This is a genomic window from Sphingobacterium shayense (genome assembly GCF_013179575.1).
In the GTDB taxonomy this organism is placed as follows: domain Bacteria; phylum Bacteroidota; class Bacteroidia; order Sphingobacteriales; family Sphingobacteriaceae; genus Sphingobacterium; species Sphingobacterium shayense.
Window position 1 is genome coordinate 1 of record NZ_JABMCQ010000021.1, and the last position, 18,911, is coordinate 18,911.

Genomic DNA, 18,911 nt, shown 5'->3' on the forward strand with positions numbered 1-18,911 from the left:
CGCCGGGCGCTGCCTGGCAGCCCATCGCCAACCGTGACTTGGCGGCAGCGACCGGCCGCACCGTGGAAACTGAGTATGGTACCAATGTGGCAACTGGGACCGAGGCGGTTAAACTGTGGAAGGTAACCTATTCTAGCGGCAAAGCTTCAGGAGCCAGCAGTGCATCCAATTACGGAGCTGGGAAACTCTACAAGACGGTTATCAAAGATGAGAACTGGATAGCCGCAAACGGCAAGGGCGGTACCATTGAAGAATTTAAAGATTTTCAGGACCGTGTGGTGCTAAAGCGGATATGGGAGAGCAATACCAAAGCGCTCAACACGTATTATGCTTACGATGATTTCGGAGATCTTTGTTATGTGATTCCTCCGGCCGTTAGTGTCAGTTCATTTACCGAAGTGACTACCGATATTAATTTCAACAGATATGTTTATGCTTACCATTACGACGGGCGGCGAAGACTGATCGAAAAGAAGGTTCCGGGAAAAGGTTGGGAATGGATCGCATATAATGCCAATGATCAGGAAGTATTACGGCAGGATGCGCTGCAACGGGCTACCGGCAGCTGGATCTATACGAAGTACGATGCTTTCGGACGTGTTGCCCATACAGGGGTTTATACGAATACCGGATTAAACACACAGGCTGCTGCGCAGAGCACGGTGGACAGCCATCCGAAGGTGAACAATGTACAGCATCTATGGGAAGAGCGCCTAGGAACGTTAAACTATGTCGACCGTGCTTTTCCTATCGGGGAGACGGTTATTCCCCATGTGATCAATTACTACGACGATTACACTTTTAACGGCGCGACTACAGCTGCATTGCAGGCTGTAGGTGTCACGAAAAGTCAGAAAACCAAATCGCTACTTACCGGGGTGCGTGTCACGACTGTGGACGGGACGGCTGAACAACTTACAATCAACTATTACGATGACCGGGGCCGTCTGATCCAATCTGCTTCGCAGAACCAGCTCGGCGGGACGGACTATGTAACCAATACCTATAACTTTCCGGGTGAGCTTTTAACCAGTAAACGGCAGCATAAAGCAAGTGCAAGCGGCGCGGTGACCACGATTCTGACGACCAATACCTATGATCATGTGGGACGTCTGGAGCAGACCAAAAAGAAAGTAAATGCGCAGGCGGAGATCCTGCAGAGCAGCCTCACCTATAACGAGATCGGTCAGCTGAAGCAGAAAGATCTCCACGGTAGCGGTACAGCTGCTGTGCAGCAGATTTCATACGCCTATAACGAGCGTGGCTGGATCACCTCAATCAATAATCCGGCGGCTGTTTCAGCTAAGAAACGTTTCGGTATGACCTTCACTTATGGAGGCAACGCGCGCGCATACAACGGGAATATAGCCTCGGTTCAGTGGAATACCATGGTAGCTGCCGGACAGACGCAGACACCTGTTCAAACCTATAGCTACAGCTATGATATGCTGAACCGCCTGAAAAAGGCAGCCTACACAGCTTCCGGCAAAAACAACTTCTTCAACGAAGAGCTTGCCTATGATGTGATGGGGAACATTGATACGTTAAGGCGGACCAATGGATCCTCCGGCTGGCACAATCATTTTAAATATACTTACGTAGGCAACCAACTGACCAAAGTCACAGATTCGGGGACAGCCGCACGGAGCAACACCTTCAGCTACGATGCCAACGGAAACGGGAGAACAGATTCTCGTCTGGGAATTACGGAGATTCAATATAATTATTTAAATTTACCCAAGAAGTTTGTAAAAGGTACGCAGCATCTGCTCTATACGTACGATGCGCTGGGTAACAAACGGACCAAAACGTTGGGCGCAGCAGTCACCGAGTACGTAGACGGCATCCAGTATAAAAATGGGGTAATCGAGTTTATACAGACAGAGGAAGGTAGGATCCTTCCTAGTGGCAGTTCTTTTATTTACGAATATTTCCTAACAGACCTTCTCGGCAATACTCGAGTTGTAGTCGATCACACAGGAGCGGTTAAACAGGTTCAGGACTACTATGCTTTTGGCAAGGAGATGAATACGGGAGCAGGTCTGAATTCAGCATCCAACCTGTACAAGTACAATGGTAAAGAGAAACAGCTAGAACTACAGCTCGATCAGCTCGATTATGGAGCAAGGTTCTACGACGCAGAGATCGGCAGGTGGAACGTAGCGGATCCACTGGCGGAAATATATTCTTCGTATTCTCCTTATGCCTATGTCGAAAATAATCCTATCAATTTTATTGATCCGACAGGTATGTATAAAGTGGATGCTGACGGCAACATAAATATCACGGATCAAGGTGAAATTGAGAAATTTCTAGGGTTTTTAAATTCTAATCCAAATGCAGGTTTTAAGGAATCATCTGATCATATTAGCAATGCCGATAACGGCTTTAAGCTCGAGTTAGATGAAGTAGTTGTTACCGGGAGGAGTGCATTTGAAAGTGGAGGATGGGTTGGAGGCGCGGAAGGACAAGCTTCTAACGCCAGGAGTAGGATGGCGAATGCAACTAGTATATATTGGCAGGAAGGGGGACGACATAACATGTTGACCGATCCAAATAATGTCACTATGCTGGAAATACCTGGTTACGTTGGTGGTAAAGCGGGTATCAATACCGTCTACAAAGGGGTTGTAGGGGGGCTAACATATATCGGAAAAAGTTTCAATGTATTTAAACGATATAGTGAAGCTGAAAGAGTGAGAAAAAGTATTAAACCGGTATTAAACGGTATAGCAGATCCTAAACTTCTTAGAGCGATCGAACAGAGAGTTCTTGAACATGTTAGGTCAAAAGGAGCGGTGGCAAACGTGCGTAACGCCTTTAACCCAAAAAGAAAGGACTATGTTGAATATATGAAGAAGGCCGAAACATGGTTGTCGAAAAATGTGCCTGATTGGCAAAAACTTTTTAATTGATATTGAAATGATGTTGAAGAAATTTTTTGGGTATTTTTCCGTTAAATCTATTCCTTTTTTAGATTATAATTTTCTAATGGATTATCAAACCGATAATCTATATTGCTCATATATAGATCTTGACCAGATCTCGGGCGTAACAGGAACAATTTTATTAAGCGTATACTCTTCAGACACAAGCGACCAAAAGCTTTTCGGTGATATTCTTTGCTATCAGTTCAGTAAAAGGGGCATGAATAAGTTTGTTGTGGATTACATAGAAGATATCGATATAGATGCGAAAGACCTTCCATCGTTCAAATATATAACGGATGATGGAACAGGGTTCTATTTGTCAGGAGGACGATATCTACTTATGTATGCAAACAAAGTTCAAAACAATAACTCAATAAACCACTTAAATTATTTTTTTATCCATAGCGCCATCCATATACGGTTTAAAATCGTTTTAGAATACTATAAGCGTGAATATGGCCTGTCTTGGCAAGAACGAACGAAGTTATTCGATATTATGCTTCAAATTATGAGTCAAGATAAAGTTACCAACAGATTTTCTAAAGAAGAAATGAATGAAGTCGTAGAAGAGTACCTTAGTATAGAAAGTACGACACCACCTTTTAAAGATATTCCAGAGAAGACGAAAGAAAAAGTTACCTCATAGTTTTTTACTTAGATATAACCCCAATTTTCATCCGATTGGGGTTTTTACTTTAGTATTACCTGCATCATCTACTCGGCGAGAAATGCGTGGAGCAGTGCGAACACATGCTATTTTTTGCCCTCGCTAAACTTTTCAACATACTGCATCCTTTCCATGCTCCGATGATCGAAGACTGCACAACTGACCTCTCCTGCAAGGTAATCGACTGTCACGTCCAATGCCGACGCTATCTTTAGTCGTCACGATGGACGGTACGGCCTCAACACGCTCGTCCTCGCCTATCATCTCCCTGGATACAGCACCCTGCTTTGCCAGATCACTGTGCGACCAGCCCATTCCCTTTCTTAATGTTATATGATATCGTCTACTTCCATAGCTACAATCCGAAAAAGTATACAATTTTCAGCTACCTTTGCAGAGAGTAATCTTTGGGACCCTACACGCGCTAAAATAGATACCGGCCCAAACTAGAAAATACCGCTTGCGCAACCCAACAAACCACTATCTATATATCTACCAACAAACATCAGTTCTCAATGCTCATAGAAGGAAAAGTAAGAACGAAAGCATTAGCGAAAATTTATTCGTGTTAACCGTTAAAAGTCTTATTAAGCCAATTAACTTTCGAAATGAGAATCGACTTTAGTTTCTTTGCAGTCGATAGCTCAACGTCGGTTGACTTTCTTTGCAAGCTGTCCGAAGAAATAAACTGAGCGTTCTTTGTATAAAAATGTCGTGCGAAGAATGCGAATATTTTACCAATATCTTCATTTGGGATTACACCAACTATAATAAACAATCGGATAAATAAAGCCAGCTGAGCAACTGAAAGATTTAGTCGCATTCTTCCTGAAGTTTCTCCGATTGATGGAGCCCGTAGTACCACGCGTCGAAATTTTAATTGATGATGTAAAAAACGTTTCTTTTTATCGATGTATTTCGATATCTGTTCGTCGATTGATGGATTAGTGCGGCACCATTGATCGGTACTACCGCTCGATAATATGTTAATCCGATCTTCGATCCGGCAAAGTACATCGAGCTGTTCATAAAGCCCAGGTTCACTAGCGATGATATCACTACAATGCATGAAGCAATAGGACAAAAACACGGAGCTGTTAAAATTATACCGATAAAGAAAAAAAACGAGCTCCATTGTTGTCTTTGGTTTCCCAGACGCAAAGGCTCTTGAAAAAGCTGCAATATATCTAACGCTTGCGACACTTACCCACGTCTTTGTAATTAATAAATTAAATTCATCCAACAGCAATGCCGCTAGCTGTGGATCGATTGTCGATTTATTCAGATAGACCGTTAATACTCGTAGCCCTGTCGAAAACTCAAGTTTAAGACGAGAATGTTTATAGTTAGATACAGGCAGCACGTCGAGTAATTTCCTATTAACGACAGAAAGAAGCTCTTCCACCCAGTCTGACAGAGATTCTAAAAGATCCAACACATCTACGTAAAACCGGCAGACCTCCTGATTTTCAAGACTCGGTAAAGACGATTCTTCATGTCTAAGGAGAAAACTGTGGAGCGCGTTGCTCGTCTGGACGATAGCAGATAATACGGAAGTCGCCATTTTGCGAGACTGTCCTATTTCTGAGATCAAACTTAAACGAAATAAGTTGATATCATTCGTAATCTCACCTATCAATAGAGAAACAGAGGTTTCGTTTGAAATGGCGAGAACATCTGCCGGAGCCGATCGTCTTTGTAAATCATGAAGCCATACCAGGATGTCATTATTCATAAGCAAAGAAAGGTTTATTGCGTGCGGAGGTTCCATCTTGGAGAAACAGAATTCGTACGCATTGTTGATATAAAGCGACAAATATTATAAAACCATAAAGAATCCGGTACCGCCCGATGGATACTACATTTTTACATTCGAACGTAATAACACGGCAAATTGATTTCGTCTCCGCAGTCTACAGGAGCCTCAGTATTCCATCCTGTTCAGAGTCCTAATCGAGATTCATTATCGATATTTTTCAAGAAAATTGATTGAGAAGGTTGGCTAACGCATAGGCATTCGTTGTGCTATTCGAATCAACTTACAGACCAAATTGATCTTAAAGCCCATCTTCATTCAACCCATTCAAAATGTTATCAATTGCATAATACGCATTCGGCTTATGAATTGTCAGAATTTCATCTCCATCTTTCAGCTCGACCTGGGTCTTAGAGTAGATTCTAATTTCGTCAATTGCCACCATCTGACTTGCACTAATTCGGACAAATTTATTAGAAGGAAGTTGGTCCATCAAATAGTTTAATGACGCTAAAGACACGAAGGTCTGTTGCTGCTTCAAAAAGAGAGTTAGCTCTTTGTCGAGTACCGTGGCATACCGGATTTCATGATGATGTATACTTTCCTCATTTTTTGCCTTGTACCGTCTAAGTTTTACAAATGTACTTCCATTTTTGGTAACAGAATCTATGAAGTCTACTTCTCGAATTGCATCACTAAGCGTCCTTCTCAATAGGTCCCAAGAAGGAATTTTACGCAAATAGCCTTTGGCACCAATCTCATGAGCTTGATATGCGAAATCCGTATAGCCAGAAATCACTATTATAACCGGACGAGGGTCAAGTAAGTTTGCGAACTCCCAACCCATCATCGTTGGCATGTCCATATCGAGAAATAAAATATCAACCGGTTGCAATTTAAGGAGCTTTAAGGCTTCAATAGGATCTTGAGAACGATGAACGATCTTAATATAGTCTAGGCGGCAAAGCATGTACTCAATAAGTGCGGTAGATGTCAATTGGTCGTCAAGAATCATTATCGAGTAAGTCTCCTTTTTCATAGGTAATTAATTAAGTACTACACCGTCCACTTATGGTCGCAACAAATTGGTCCCCGCCATCCGCTGAATCTAAAACGATCTGCAAATTCCCTCTATCAATCCGGCGCTGCATTATAACATAGCCTGTTTTAGAAGAGGCAATGGAATTCCGCTTTGCAAATAGATATTTATTCTGCACACTGAAAAACCACCTGTCATCCCACTGTTCTACAGTCAATAGTAATGGAGCGTTTTCGGAAATCGAACCATATTTCAGAGCATTCTCTATAGGCATTAACAGTATCCCTATCGGCAATTCGACTTGAGGTGCAGCGAATCTATATTCGCAAATTACCGAGGCAGTACCAAAGCACAACTTAGTAAGTTCTACTAGTTGCATGACTTTCTCCCACTCCTCTTCCCAGGTTACGACTTTATCCTCCTCTTGCATTTCAATTGCGTAATGCATTAAGCTGGATAAATCCAATAATCTCTCGATATATTTCTCATGATTGCGTTTACCCAAGAGCCCCATTGTGCCGGTAATCACATTTGCGATGAAGTGCGGTGTGAGATGTTTACTTTTTACCCGCTGCTGAATTTCCGCAATGGTACGTTGTAATTCCTTTCCTTTCTGCTCAGCCTTATGCAATAGAGCTTTATTTAACTTGTACCGTAAAAGAAAGGCCATCACAGCGCCTAGTATTACTATAAAAGTCGTTGCTGTCAAAATTCGTGTTTGAAATTCCGAAACGTTAAATTTATGTGATGGATCATGAAAAACAACCCCAAGTTTGGGTAATAAATCGTAAATCAATGGATACGAGAAGCCGAATATCAACCCAACCATAACGATGAGCGATGAAAAACCTGCAACCCGAACATAAGGACTTTTCGCCGAAATCCACCACCAGCAAATAAAGAAACTGCAATACAATAAGGCAAAAAGGAAACTTATCGCAATTATCTGGTTAATTGGAATTATTACCGAAGGTATTTTCGTATTGATCAACCAAAAGACACCAGCAAAAACGAAAAAACTAAGTGTATTCCAAGAGGTTATTTTCGTTAGATTCATAAACATCGGTCGGCATTTTAACCTCTAATATACAAATTTCAACTATCGCGGGAAAGATTTATTTCTTGAACGCAATAATAACGTCTATCAAAAAGACAGAATCCTTTCCTTGCACGAACGAATAAATAGGGGCCTTGGCAGGCAAATTGTTCATTCCTGCTTCCTAGATCTGTGTCAAGCATACCATTACTATGTAGGTATGACCAGCACTCCCATCGCCATGGATTGTTTTGAATCGCTCTTTCTAACATTCTATAAAGGGCCGTTAGGGCGGTACGTGTAAAATCGTCCTTTTTCTGACCGCTTTTTGGGGCAATAATAGATTGAAGTTCGAGCGAAGTAGCGTTGGTGTGATTCTGGGTTGTAACAAACGGATATATTTTAACATCAAATATAAATGCCAGACGAGGAATCCCCTGCTTACAGCATAGATGTCCTGCAAGAAAAGGAACTCTCGTCCTTAGATCCTTGTTGGATTCATTGCTGCCGGAAGAACCGTCGGCAAATACCAAAACATGCTTGCCTTTTTTAAAGCTACTTCGACATTTAAGCAGCAGTTTGGGATCACTACTAAATAAAAAAGTATAACTACCCTGACCCAGATCATTTATTTTTTGTAACATATCGTTCAGCACGTCCCGAGAGGTAGTATACACCTGCTCATCTAGTATGATATCAAAAACAAGCCCAGAGTCCGCTAGTGCTATAGGAGATTCTAGGTGGCAACCTAAATGAAACAAAGTGAGTATTCCTGGTTTTAGAGTTCTTAACTGATCGATATTCACAACAGTTAAGGCTAAAGGAGGTCGAACACGGTGGTGGAAGGTTCGCCACTTGTCATATAAGGTGTCATGCTCTTCCCACGACATAGTCGGGAAAAACTGGTGGATATTCGCACTGAAAAGTGCAAATTCCCAATCGCTAAGTATAGGATTTAACATTTCTTTATCGATTAAATTTAGAAGGCTCTTGCTGAAGAGCCTTCTAAGGATTTTCTAAGGAGTTACTATTGGACACTTTCTATCAAGAATCTCTTCTTCTTGATCCATTAACTCACGTAATTGTGGCCATCCTGTCAATGTATTAGAAAGGACGGTTTGTGGGTGATTTACGAGTACTTGCTCTTTTAAGTTTTTCATAACTTTTATTGTTTTAAGTGTTACACGCGTCTAAAAGTAGAGTGGCCAATTCTTACGTTCTAGACATTGAATTGCTGTAATATCCGACTGTTTTTTAATACTGAAAAATAATTTCGTATAGAGAAATTATGTGATATATTTACCGGTCGTTGATTTCGTAATTTAGCTTAGTAAGGCATTTTGCGATCTACGAAATTAAAAATGACGCTACCCCCGCTGAAAGTACTATGTGCGAAAAGAACATCGACTTAATACCCATTGAGTTTATATTAGATTGCCAAAACAAATGCCGTGAGGAAGACCTTCCATTTAATAACGACCCCCATCTTCGGTCCAGCACTTTCGAAAGAAAGTGCTAATACCCCCACTCCGCCCCTCCTATTTAATGACGGTGATATTGTTTTTCGAAAGAATAGAGGGAAGACCTGTATAGAACAGAGTTTCAAGGGGCGTTTAGGTTATTTACAACAGTATAACATCATAGTGGACGAAAAAGTATGCATTCCCGTTGAGGTAGACCGATCGGATTTATATGTAGGATATCTTATACACTCGAGAACCAAAATTTTGCTATCTGATTCCGAAAATCAAAACATACTCTCTCTTGATCAAGGACGAGCACGCTATGCTTATTTACCCAAAGGAAATTATAGTATGACTCTTGCAGCCGGAAAATATCAACTTTTCGGATTTTACTTCGACGTGGGGATGTTTGATGACGGAGGTGATCGAGAGTTTCCATTTCTAAAACCTCTTCTGGATGCCCACCGAAATTCCTCGACTACACCGCTAATAAGTAGAGATTTTAGTTTAGATCCGAAAACCGAGGCATATATTCACGCTTTATGCCTAAAAATAAAGACCGGGGACTTATCGAGCCAAATATATCTATTCGCTACAATGAAGGAGTTAATAAAGCTCTCAAATACAAAAATTGAAAATCAGTATGAACCAAAAAACTACAAAATTACAATCGCCGAAGCTGCCAAAATTATCCTTGAATCAAACGTAGAAACGACAGGTGTTCGGTATAAATTAGGTGCAGTAGCCGATAGGTTAGCCATCAGTCTAAATTATTTACAAATAATTTTTAAAAGTGAAACAGGAGAGCCACTCTCACAATTAAAAACACGTATCATCGTTGAAAAAGCGAAGCGACTAATGAGAGAGGGCAAAATGCCGAAGGAGACGTCCGACCTCTGTGGATTTGAGAACCTACCTGCCTTCTACCGATTCTTTAAACGAGAAACTCAAATGACCCCAAAAGATTATATCCAAAGCCAGACAAACGAAACTCATAATGATTCTATTGACACCTAATTAAACTCTCACTGATCTGGCAATAAAATATCAAGAACAAGATAATAATGCATTGTGTTATCCTATCTAAGTTTGTTCAATAGAAATTGGCTTGTGAGAAAGTAGGTAAAGCCATAAAAAATTTACAACATCGCTACTTGCAATTTTGTTCAGGTCACAATTTTCATACTGGAGAAGCCGTTTAACGGTGTCCTTAAGATTAAAGAAATGAATACATTAATAGACCAAATTCGAAATCATATCAATCTGCACGTGCGTTCTTATGAATATGCACTTTCGGTTGTTTTAGCTGCAGCAATTATCATCCTTTTTTTGAATACGGGATTAGGCAAAATAATTAATCAAACAGTGTTTTCTATTCAAATGGGTAAGCAGCCTTTACCAGTTTGGTCCCAGCCAATATTAATATACGCGCTTCCTGTTATAGAGATTTCTATTGTCTTGTTGCTCAGTATACAAAAAACGAGGCTATCGGGTTTCTTCCTGGCTACCATCATGATGGCTATTTACACAATCTATTCATATTTAGCTTATAAAGAAGTTTACGGATACGTTATCTGCGCGTGCGGAAAAATATTCCAGCAAATGGGTTGGCGCGAACATTTTTACTTCAACACCTTATTCACCGTTATTTCCTTAGCTGGATTTTATCTTCAGCACAAAGCCAAAAAATCGAATGTCGAAATACAAAAAAGAACAAATCATACTATGCATAGCGGTTTCCGACGGGAGATCATAAATGACGATTGAAAATAAAAGCTATACCTTTTGGAGTTGCAACAATTCAACACCACAATCCATAGGGATTAAACAGAGTAAGACGCGAGTTACCAAGATGTATAACCAAAATTTTCACGCGATAAATAAATGTTATTAACAATTTAAATTATTCAAAATGAAAAAGATTCTTAAAGCTATCCCATTTATGGCATTATTACTTGGGGTAGGCCTATTCTCCGTAAACGCAGCATTGAAAACTGAATCTACTCTCGTAGATCAAGAATGGCTTAACGATGCAAGCGATCCTACTAATCCTGACAGTTACGTTCAGGTGCCAGCTGGTACACAGAACGACTGTGAAGGAGAAAACGAGGTTTGTGTTGTGCTAGCACCTGCGGATGCTAACGGCAGGCCCGATTTCAGTGCGGTTTCAGGTTTGGAGCAAGCATTGGAGAATAGCACAGATCATCCGAACATCATTAAGGCCCCCTATAATCCTTAATCTGTTTTAAACATGAAAGAGCGCGAATTAACTCGCGCTCTACTTTTTAGCGAGGGTTTTGAGCTATCCCACTGATTTGTATAACTTCTAAAGGGAGCAAGAACGTATATCGCAGATCAGAAGGAACTAACTTATAAACAGTGTTTCCAATTCTTCGCTGAATATTCTTCGCTGATCTTTCCTCCCTATTCAACCGTCGAAGGTCGGACCAACGTATTCCTCCGCGGAACAATAATTGCTTTTCCCTCTCCTTTAATATTAATTCAAGGAAATTGCTTTTCCCCATTCCCGTGTATGCTATGAAGGAGTTCTCCTTCATTCTTGTTTTCATAAAGCTGACAAGTATTTCAATCGCCTGATCGATAGATCCCAGTCTAGTCAAGCATTCGGCTCTAATAAGATAAATTTCATCCAACGCAAGGCCCCCGAATATCGACGAGTTACTTCCGTGGTATCCTCCTTTAAACCGGTAACGACCATTTTCATCCTCTACAAAGAACACATCCTTCCTTAAATCACCGTCCTCATAACCGTCAATCAACAAAGAGTCCACATAAGCGAGAGATTGATGATGGACTCCTGAATTTGCTTGGATTACTGCATGAAAAATAACTTCGCGATTTAAAATTTCAAAGGGCATTGCAGACGATGGCTCTAAATCATTGTAATCTAAAAGTTGATCATTTATAGCAAGGCAGCTATCGGCATAACTCAATGCCGCCTGATAGTCGCCTATAATTAAATTTAAGCGAGCTAATGCTCCGTACGCAGCGTGCTTTGAAGGACGTGTGGCGATGATGCTTCGTGTGGGCAATAAGTGTACTGCGTGCGTTAAATCGTCAAAAATCAGTTCGTAGGTCTCTTTTAAAGAGGACCGAACTATCGGTTCAGTTATATCTGCGTGAATTTTTAAAGGCAGGCCATATTCGGAGTCCTCCACCCCAAGACCATAATAAGGACAAAAAAGCTGCGCCAATTGCATATATGTCCATCCTCTAAAAAAATAGGCACTGCCTTTTACTTCTGCTCGCTCTAGTTCCGTCATATCGCCTTTCTCAGCCTCATCAACCGCGTCCAAGACTACATTAGCGTAGAATATTCGCTGGTATGCGCTCGTCCAATCCTGTACGTTTTGAGCGTCCTCGTCCCAAACATAGGTATCTCTAACCTCTACGGTACGGGATAACCAATCCGCCTCGTCCAAAAAATAGTAGTCAGCTGCGATGTCGCCTGCCGCAGGGTAGTTCATTATCATTCTATCTTCATCATCCAATAATGCCTGCAAATCTCGAAGGTTATCGGGAACAGCTAAAGATCTGTCGGGTTTCTCGTCTAGATAATGCGAACATGAACATAAGAAGCCTATCCAAACGACTAGTATAGAAATCGATTTTACTTTCATAACTTAAAAATTTGCTGTTAAACCTAAGGACCATATCCGTTGTAGCGGAAGCTGTCGGGTGTCTGGATCTAGTCCGTGCTTATTCAAACGCCATAATATTCCTAAATTTCTGGCATACATTGTTACTTTGAGATCTCTAAATAGTCGTGGAGTCTTTTTCGATCGAATATCATAAGTCAAGTTTACGTCCTGGAGTCGGATATGATCTCCGCGTTCTACATTGATTGACGATTCTCTATAAAAATCGTCACGTCTAGCGTTCGACGGATATATCAGGGAGGGAACGGTCGTCCACGACTCATCCCCTGGCTTTTGCCATCGGTCAGTAAAGTCCCCGTGCGAGGCAATACCATTCACAGTAAGCAGTGTCGAATAATTCACCGTTTCTCTTCTAAAATAGTAACGTCCTCTATAGGTTAGGTTTGCTGAAATCGACATTCCACGCCACGTAAAGGTATTTCGGATCCCACCATAAAGCTCCGGAAGTGCCGATCCATGAAATAAAAGGTCATCCATAGACGCTTGCCGAGTTAAAGCAGCATAATCAGAAGATTTCTGTTCATTCAAATAGCCGAGCGGATCGCCATTTTCTGGATCTAGCCCGGCAAACTTATAGCTCACTACTGGATATGCGGGTTGTCCTTCTATTGGAGATACGGAAACCCCTCCGCCGACCCATTGGCTAGGATTTGTTACTTCCCAGAGATATTGAACGACTCTATTCTTATTTGCCGATAGCATAAGATCGCCCGACCATTTGAGTTGTCCAATACTGGCATTACCGTGAAGTGAAAAATCGACTCCCGCGTTTCGTACAATAGCGCTGTTTAAGGTTAGAAAAGAAAATCCAGTTGTAGGATCGGCGTTAACTATACTGAGCAAATCTGTCGCCGTCTTTCTATAAAACTCTATACTTCCGTTTAATCTATTGTTCCTGAGTCCAAACTCTAAACCAAGATTTAAAGATTCGATTTTTTCCCAACGTAGATTAGGGTTGGGCGGATTTTTAATAACCGCATATGGGAATCTCCCTACTCTACTATTTCCTCGGTATTCCAATGTGGTTACTGCAGCTTGGCCATTGGATACATTTCCGCTAAAGCCATAGGTTCCTCGTATTTTCAGGATCGGCAGAGCGTCCATCACAAAGAACTTCTCTTTAGCTAAATTCCATGATCCACCAATTGACCATAAAGGTGTCCACTTGTCATTTGTTTCCACCCCAAACAAGTTGGAGGCATCCCTTCTGGCACTTGCTGACAGTGTATACCGGTCGTCGAACGTATACGCGGCATTTGCGTATAGGGAAACAAATCGTTGTACAGAGCCAAATCCACGGTTGGGATAAAGAATGCTACTTTTAAAACCTAAGTCATCATAGATTGGAAAACGAGTAACATAATCCACGAGCCCGCTGGTTAAAATATCGTCGTTATATCCGTAAAGACGGTTACTATTACCTTCGGTTTCACTATGACGCACCTCCATTCCTCCTATTGCAATTAAACTGTTTTGTTTCCATGACCGATTAAAATTCAGTTGTCCTCGCACAGAATGCGCCGTTAAATAAGAAAGATTCCTGTCTAATACTCCACCTGGTGGTACAGGGCGTATTACCTCATCGTCGGTTATTTGTGTAAACCGGTTTATCATATTTCGGGCATAATAGCTATCTGGACTAAAATGCTGTCTATCTGTCGTAGGCTGGTATTCATATTGGTAATAAAGCTCTGCCGTAAGTCCCTTTAATAAATCGTATCCAACCCGCCCGTTAAAAAGAATATTGTTGGTCGAGATTCTATGGTCATTTAGCTTTAATTCTTCATAGGGACGGTAACGCCAATCCAGCAAGGTTCCTCGCTGCTCAACCTCATCGAGATAAAGGCTTCTATAATCCTTTTCAACAGCAAGTGCCTGACCCGAATCATCTACTAAACGGGCATAGGGATATAGATTTCTTCCGTTCAGCATTTGGAGGTTTGAAATTTGATTATTGCCGGTTGACAAGGAAGAAAATTTAACGCCGACGTTTAGCTGCAATTTTGAAAGTGGGCGAAAACTATTCTGTATATTCAAATTAAGACGGGAGAAGTCGCTGCCAACCGATGTGTGATTATTTTGGTCGTACCCTAAAGAAACCAGAGCTGAATATTTCTCACCCCCACCGCTCAGTGTTGTCGAATACTGCTGATTAACCCCAATACGATAAAAATAATTGGTTAACTGATCTCGCAAATCAACTTTACTTAACTCGTCTAGCTGTGCTTCTAGTTCTGCATCCGATATTTCGCTCTTTGAATGCCTATTCAAAAGCTCTACTACAGGCGTCACCGGCGGCCGGGATGAACTGTTGTTCAACGTCGAATTAAAAACACCTTTCTCGAAAAGAAATCGTTCGACATCGATAAATTCTTTCGAAGATATTTGGGGTAAATAAAAAAGATCCGGGCGCTCGGTTATAGAAGTATTTGCTACCAAAGAAAAACTCCAAGGGCTATTATATCGACCTCTTTTTGTCGTTATAACCAGGACGCCATTTCCAGCTTTTGCCCCCCATATGCTTGCGGCTGCGGCATCTTTGAGTAACGTTACATTTTCTACATCGTTCGGATTAATACTATTTATATCTCCCTCAAAAGGAAAGTTGTCCAATATGATTAGTGGCTTGCTATCGGTAAGGCCCAGTGAGGCAACTCCACGTACGATCATATTTTTTTCATCACCCGCTCTCTTATCGAAAAAAATACCTGGCATAATGCCATCTAGCCTGCTGATGACGTCAGCACCGATCTGTCTATTAAAAAGCTTTTCGTTCACTACTTCGAAAGAACCTGTCGCTCGCTCCTTGGGTAGCTGTTGGTACCCTGTACTAATGATTACCTCCTCAAGCATATTCTCAGATGGACTCATTCGGATGGTAAGGGCACGTAGATCACTGTGTAGGACAACCTCCCTCTCGATCGTCAAGAAGCCTAGCTTTCGAACATAAAATGTATAAGCCTCTTTCTTGTTAGGCAATGGAATAGAAAATTTGCCATCCTTATCAGATACATACGATCTTTTTATACCTTCGATCCTGATTGTTGCGTTGTCAACCGGGGAACCATCGATATTTGATACAATCACGCCAGTCACTAATCGTATTCTATGTTGAGCGAATCCTAGAGAAGTCCACAATCCGGCCAGTAAAAGGATGACGACTTGTAAAAAAAACTTATTCATCGGTTACCTCCTTTTCTACCACGTAACTATATTTTCCAAGCCTTAACGATGCATTCATTAACTTTTTACGGTCAATTGGCTTATCGGAAAACACGAAGACATCCAATTGTCTGTTCTCAAGCGATACGAGCAATCCCTGTTTCCTAAGCGTCTCCATAAAAGCTGGGATATCAGCGAGCTTATCCGGAAGATCGAGATCTACCCGATAATCAATATCCGTCTCATTGATAACAAAGGGCACTGCGCTATCCTTGAGATTATTCATGACGTGGACTAAAGCGTTCAAATTGGTGGCTCTTAAATGATTGCGCGCGCCATTTTTTGAATGCCCAAAGTATACAGGCACACGCTTAAACGCCAAAACGCCATCCAGAATCACCCCCGCTGAGTCTACCTGCTTACGGCGCGGAATATCGGAACCGATAGCTTTTCTGATTACAAGACAAAGAAGCTCTCGCTGAATAATACAAGATTGGTACCCCGTGAAGTCTGTAAGGTCACGTAACATCCGACGTTTAATTTCATCATCCTTTGTGCTCTTTGGTAATACATATTCATAACTATAATTAAAACGGCGGTAATCATAACCATCACGAAGGAAATCAATACTCGCTATATCGCTGAGTACAAATATTCGTCTGGAAGGCATCAACATATTGAACTGAGGACGCATCGCAATCTGAAATAGCCGTAATATTGGTCTGTTTATAAAAAATCCTCTCCTGATATCGTGGGCTTCGTCCACCATCTCGTTAGTAGGATTAATAAAACCTTCCAAATACCCCATTAACGTTGAGTAATAGACTGGCTTATATAGCTTTCGGTCTTGAAAATTTGAGGAAAGTAGCGTTGAATCTAGGGTTGTCTGAAAAGTGGAAAGATGGTAATCCTTTTCTTCCACGAGGTTATTTAGTAGTTCATGATTGACAAAAGGTGGTTTAGTAACTAGCTCAAGCACCCCTTCCCTATTAATAATTGCGACATGAGGCAATGTCTGATGAGGTATCAATCTTTTAAGCATGTCACCAGCGACCACTGTTTCGAATTCCTTTTCCAACTGCCTGATTTGTGGCGACTGGGTTTTAACCAGAAAACTTTTTATATGCTGCTCGCTTTCATGTGTTACTGGCAACAAAACAATGTCATCTGGGAAATCAGCAGCTTGTGCATGCATTTTGGGAACTGTCTGAATACAACTACGACACCATGTAGCCCAGTAATCAAAAATTATAATTTTCCCGCGGTAGTTGGCGAGTTTTACCGTTCGTGTTTTCGCATTGTGTCTAACGAGTTTTAGTGGTAGATTCCATATTTCCTTAGGCACCGTATCTCCGGGTGCCAGCGGTTGAATATTCAACCGCCCATCGGCCCCGCTGTCCTTGCGGGGCTCCTGAGCTGTCACTAGATTACTAAACAATAAAAATAAAAACACCAAAAAGAAGCTGAATAATGTCCGGCTCGGGTTGTTCTTTGATCGGAAAAAAGCATAAAATTGGGAGGTAAGGCGCTTCAATGGCACACAGCAATCCCGTAAGCGAAATTTTTGCATTCGATTTTGATTTGCACGAAACGAAATACGTAGATAATGATCAGACCAAACTAGGTCGCATCAACTACACTATTACATATCGTAGTGAAAAAAAAGAAATTCCGAATGCTTGCAAAAAACAGTGGTTCATAGTGGCTATAACGGCTTGAATAACAATTCATTTCGGAAATGATGAAAAACATCCGGCCAATCTTTAACATATAGAGTGTTAAAGGCTTGAAATACATCGTTTGTCAATAAGAAAAAATTAGCGTAGATTTAAAATGACTAAAAATTAAAACCGATCGCTGAATTTCAACTAGAGGCAATGAGTCGTCATGTCTATATAGTTAAAGAAGGTGGCCGGGACAGACAAGTGCAGGGATTTAACATAGGATTTTACTAAGCGAACGGATTTTTTATATCGCCTAATTCGGTGATCTCACTAGATTTCTGTCCTTACGTCTGTTTCTTTTTACCCTCCTATTCTGGATGGCACGGTACGTTCTTTATTAATGTTTTACGAGAAAATCGACGACCCCAATTAATAATTAAGCCATTGAGTTTCTTCATTAATAATGCTAGTCGTTTCATACTCTTGTTTAGTTATGACACGATGTAACTCGAGAAACTACAAAGAGAGCTAATTGGTTTTGTAAAAACCAATAGGACGAACTCCATAGCTTCGCTCGTGGTACCGTCAAGAACCTGTTAACCGAAGTTAACCGCTACGAAGACTGACATGAAGCCCGCCCCATTGAATATTTGCAAATATACAAAACTCAATGGAAAGCGAACTCCGAGCCAACTTACGTAGCAAAAAATTGACGGTTTTCGAGCGTAAGTGACATCATTATGGACTGGCTTTTTTACCATTCCTTATAGTCGCTATTATTATACAAACAAAATTATTTAAAATAAATGACTTTCGCAAATAAAAAGATCAAAAGTCATTAAAATAAGTCAAAATGACAACATTACTAGGCAAATATTTAGATGATAAAGGTGTTGTAAAATCAAAGGTCGGACAATTAGCCAGAATTAAGAAACCCCGTCTGAACGATTTATGTAATAAAGAAACAGCAAAACTTTCCCCCGAAGAGTTCTATAGGATAATTTTGGCTATCATAGAATTAACTAACGCTGATGATAGCGAGTTTGAAAATGCTATAAACAATATTTTTCCAGAAAGAATTAAAACTAATCTTCTGGAGAGCAGTTCTCAATTGCCAAACGAGATACAATTTTTAAAAAAATATATGCTAAAGCAGAGTGACGTTGAAAATATGATCGGAATGGCGGAGGGGAAAATAAGCAGACTCGCGAGTAAAAAGGTTAAAGATTTACTAGCAATTGAAATTATTCGATTTATTGAGGGTATGGGACTCGAGGTATCTAACACGTTCAGAGAAATATACAAAGAAATCAAATTAGACGCGAACGGCACGACTTAGAGACAGTATAAAGAAAACAAAGTTAACGTATACTCATACTATTTCGTTGCATGCAACGATAGAATTCTGATCTGAATACAATGTCTCCTGTAATCTAGCTATCAAAATTATATGTTTAAAGGCCACGCGTCATAAGAAGGTTATTAAACTAAGAACTATTCTAACAAAAAAATAT

Annotated in this window: 14 protein-coding genes; 6 read left to right on the forward strand and 8 right to left on the reverse strand. The window is 40.8% G+C overall.

Annotated features, from left to right (window positions below; genetic code table 11):
- The coding region (locus tag HP439_RS04455; protein ID WP_172389146.1) for an RHS repeat domain-containing protein at nucleotides 1–2,915 on the forward strand (2,915 nt) is incomplete at its 5' end.
- 7 nt (nucleotides 2,916–2,922) lie between these two features.
- The gene (locus tag HP439_RS04460; protein WP_172389147.1) at nucleotides 2,923–3,576 is read left to right on the forward strand and encodes a hypothetical protein; all 654 of its coding nucleotides are present in this window, start codon (nucleotides 2,923–2,925) and stop codon (nucleotides 3,574–3,576) included.
- Between the two features lie 589 nt (nucleotides 3,577–4,165).
- Here the strand turns inward: HP439_RS04460 and HP439_RS04465 are convergent.
- The 5 genes from HP439_RS04465 to HP439_RS04485 all read right to left on the reverse strand — a co-directional run bounded on the left by HP439_RS04465 (nucleotide 4,166) and on the right by HP439_RS04485 (nucleotide 8,588).
- Entirely contained in the window at nucleotides 4,166–5,332 is a 1,167-nt protein-coding gene (locus HP439_RS04465) for a hypothetical protein (protein WP_172389148.1), read from the reverse strand.
- A gap of 322 nt (nucleotides 5,333–5,654) precedes the next feature.
- Nucleotides 5,655–6,392 (reverse strand): LytR/AlgR family response regulator transcription factor, encoded by a 738-nt coding sequence (locus HP439_RS04470; RefSeq protein ID WP_172389149.1) that lies wholly within the window; start codon nucleotides 6,390–6,392, stop codon nucleotides 5,655–5,657.
- 10 nt (nucleotides 6,393–6,402) lie between these two features.
- Entirely contained in the window at nucleotides 6,403–7,455 is a 1,053-nt protein-coding gene (locus tag HP439_RS04475; RefSeq protein WP_172389150.1) for a histidine kinase, read from the reverse strand.
- A 32-nt stretch (nucleotides 7,456–7,487) separates the two neighbouring features.
- The gene (locus tag HP439_RS04480) at nucleotides 7,488–8,390 is read right to left on the reverse strand and encodes a hypothetical protein (RefSeq protein WP_172389151.1); all 903 of its coding nucleotides are present in this window, start codon (nucleotides 8,388–8,390) and stop codon (nucleotides 7,488–7,490) included.
- 54 nt (nucleotides 8,391–8,444) lie between these two features.
- Entirely contained in the window at nucleotides 8,445–8,588 is a 144-nt protein-coding gene (locus tag HP439_RS04485; protein WP_172389152.1) for a hypothetical protein, read from the reverse strand.
- A gap of 291 nt (nucleotides 8,589–8,879) precedes the next feature.
- Between HP439_RS04485 and HP439_RS19640 the strand changes: the two genes are divergently transcribed.
- From HP439_RS19640 to HP439_RS04500, 3 genes are all read left to right on the forward strand, one after another.
- A complete protein-coding gene (locus tag HP439_RS19640; RefSeq protein WP_172389153.1) occupies nucleotides 8,880–9,908 on the forward strand; it encodes a helix-turn-helix domain-containing protein in 1,029 nt (342 codons plus the stop codon).
- Between the two features lie 207 nt (nucleotides 9,909–10,115).
- Entirely contained in the window at nucleotides 10,116–10,658 is a 543-nt protein-coding gene (locus HP439_RS04495) for a MauE/DoxX family redox-associated membrane protein (RefSeq protein ID WP_172389154.1), read from the forward strand.
- A 145-nt stretch (nucleotides 10,659–10,803) separates the two neighbouring features.
- Nucleotides 10,804–11,130 (forward strand): hypothetical protein, encoded by a 327-nt coding sequence (locus HP439_RS04500; protein WP_172389155.1) that lies wholly within the window; start codon nucleotides 10,804–10,806, stop codon nucleotides 11,128–11,130.
- Nucleotides 11,131–11,176: 46 nt separating this feature from the next.
- Here HP439_RS04500 and HP439_RS04505 read toward each other — a convergent pair whose 3' ends face one another.
- Genes HP439_RS04505 through HP439_RS04515 form a run of 3 tightly spaced genes read right to left on the reverse strand, consistent with a single transcriptional unit; the run spans nucleotide 11,177 to nucleotide 17,303 of the window.
- Nucleotides 11,177–12,532, reverse strand: coding sequence for a RagB/SusD family nutrient uptake outer membrane protein (locus HP439_RS04505; protein ID WP_172389156.1), 1,356 nt, complete (start codon nucleotides 12,530–12,532; stop codon nucleotides 11,177–11,179).
- A gap of 3 nt (nucleotides 12,533–12,535) precedes the next feature.
- Nucleotides 12,536–15,754: a SusC/RagA family TonB-linked outer membrane protein gene (locus HP439_RS04510; protein WP_172389157.1), complete on the reverse strand. Its 3,219-nt coding sequence runs from the start codon at nucleotides 15,752–15,754 to the stop codon at nucleotides 12,536–12,538.
- Nucleotides 15,747–17,303, reverse strand: coding sequence for a TlpA family protein disulfide reductase (locus HP439_RS04515; RefSeq protein ID WP_172389158.1), 1,557 nt, complete (start codon nucleotides 17,301–17,303; stop codon nucleotides 15,747–15,749). Before HP439_RS04515 ends, HP439_RS04510 begins: the two co-directional genes overlap by 8 nt.
- Nucleotides 17,304–18,250: 947 nt before the next feature.
- Here HP439_RS04515 and HP439_RS04520 point away from each other — a divergent pair.
- Nucleotides 18,251–18,736 carry a hypothetical protein gene (locus HP439_RS04520; RefSeq protein ID WP_172389159.1) on the forward strand — a complete coding sequence of 162 codons (486 nt, stop codon included), beginning with the start codon at nucleotides 18,251–18,253 and terminating at the stop codon, nucleotides 18,734–18,736.
- Nucleotides 18,737–18,911 lie beyond the last annotated feature (175 nt).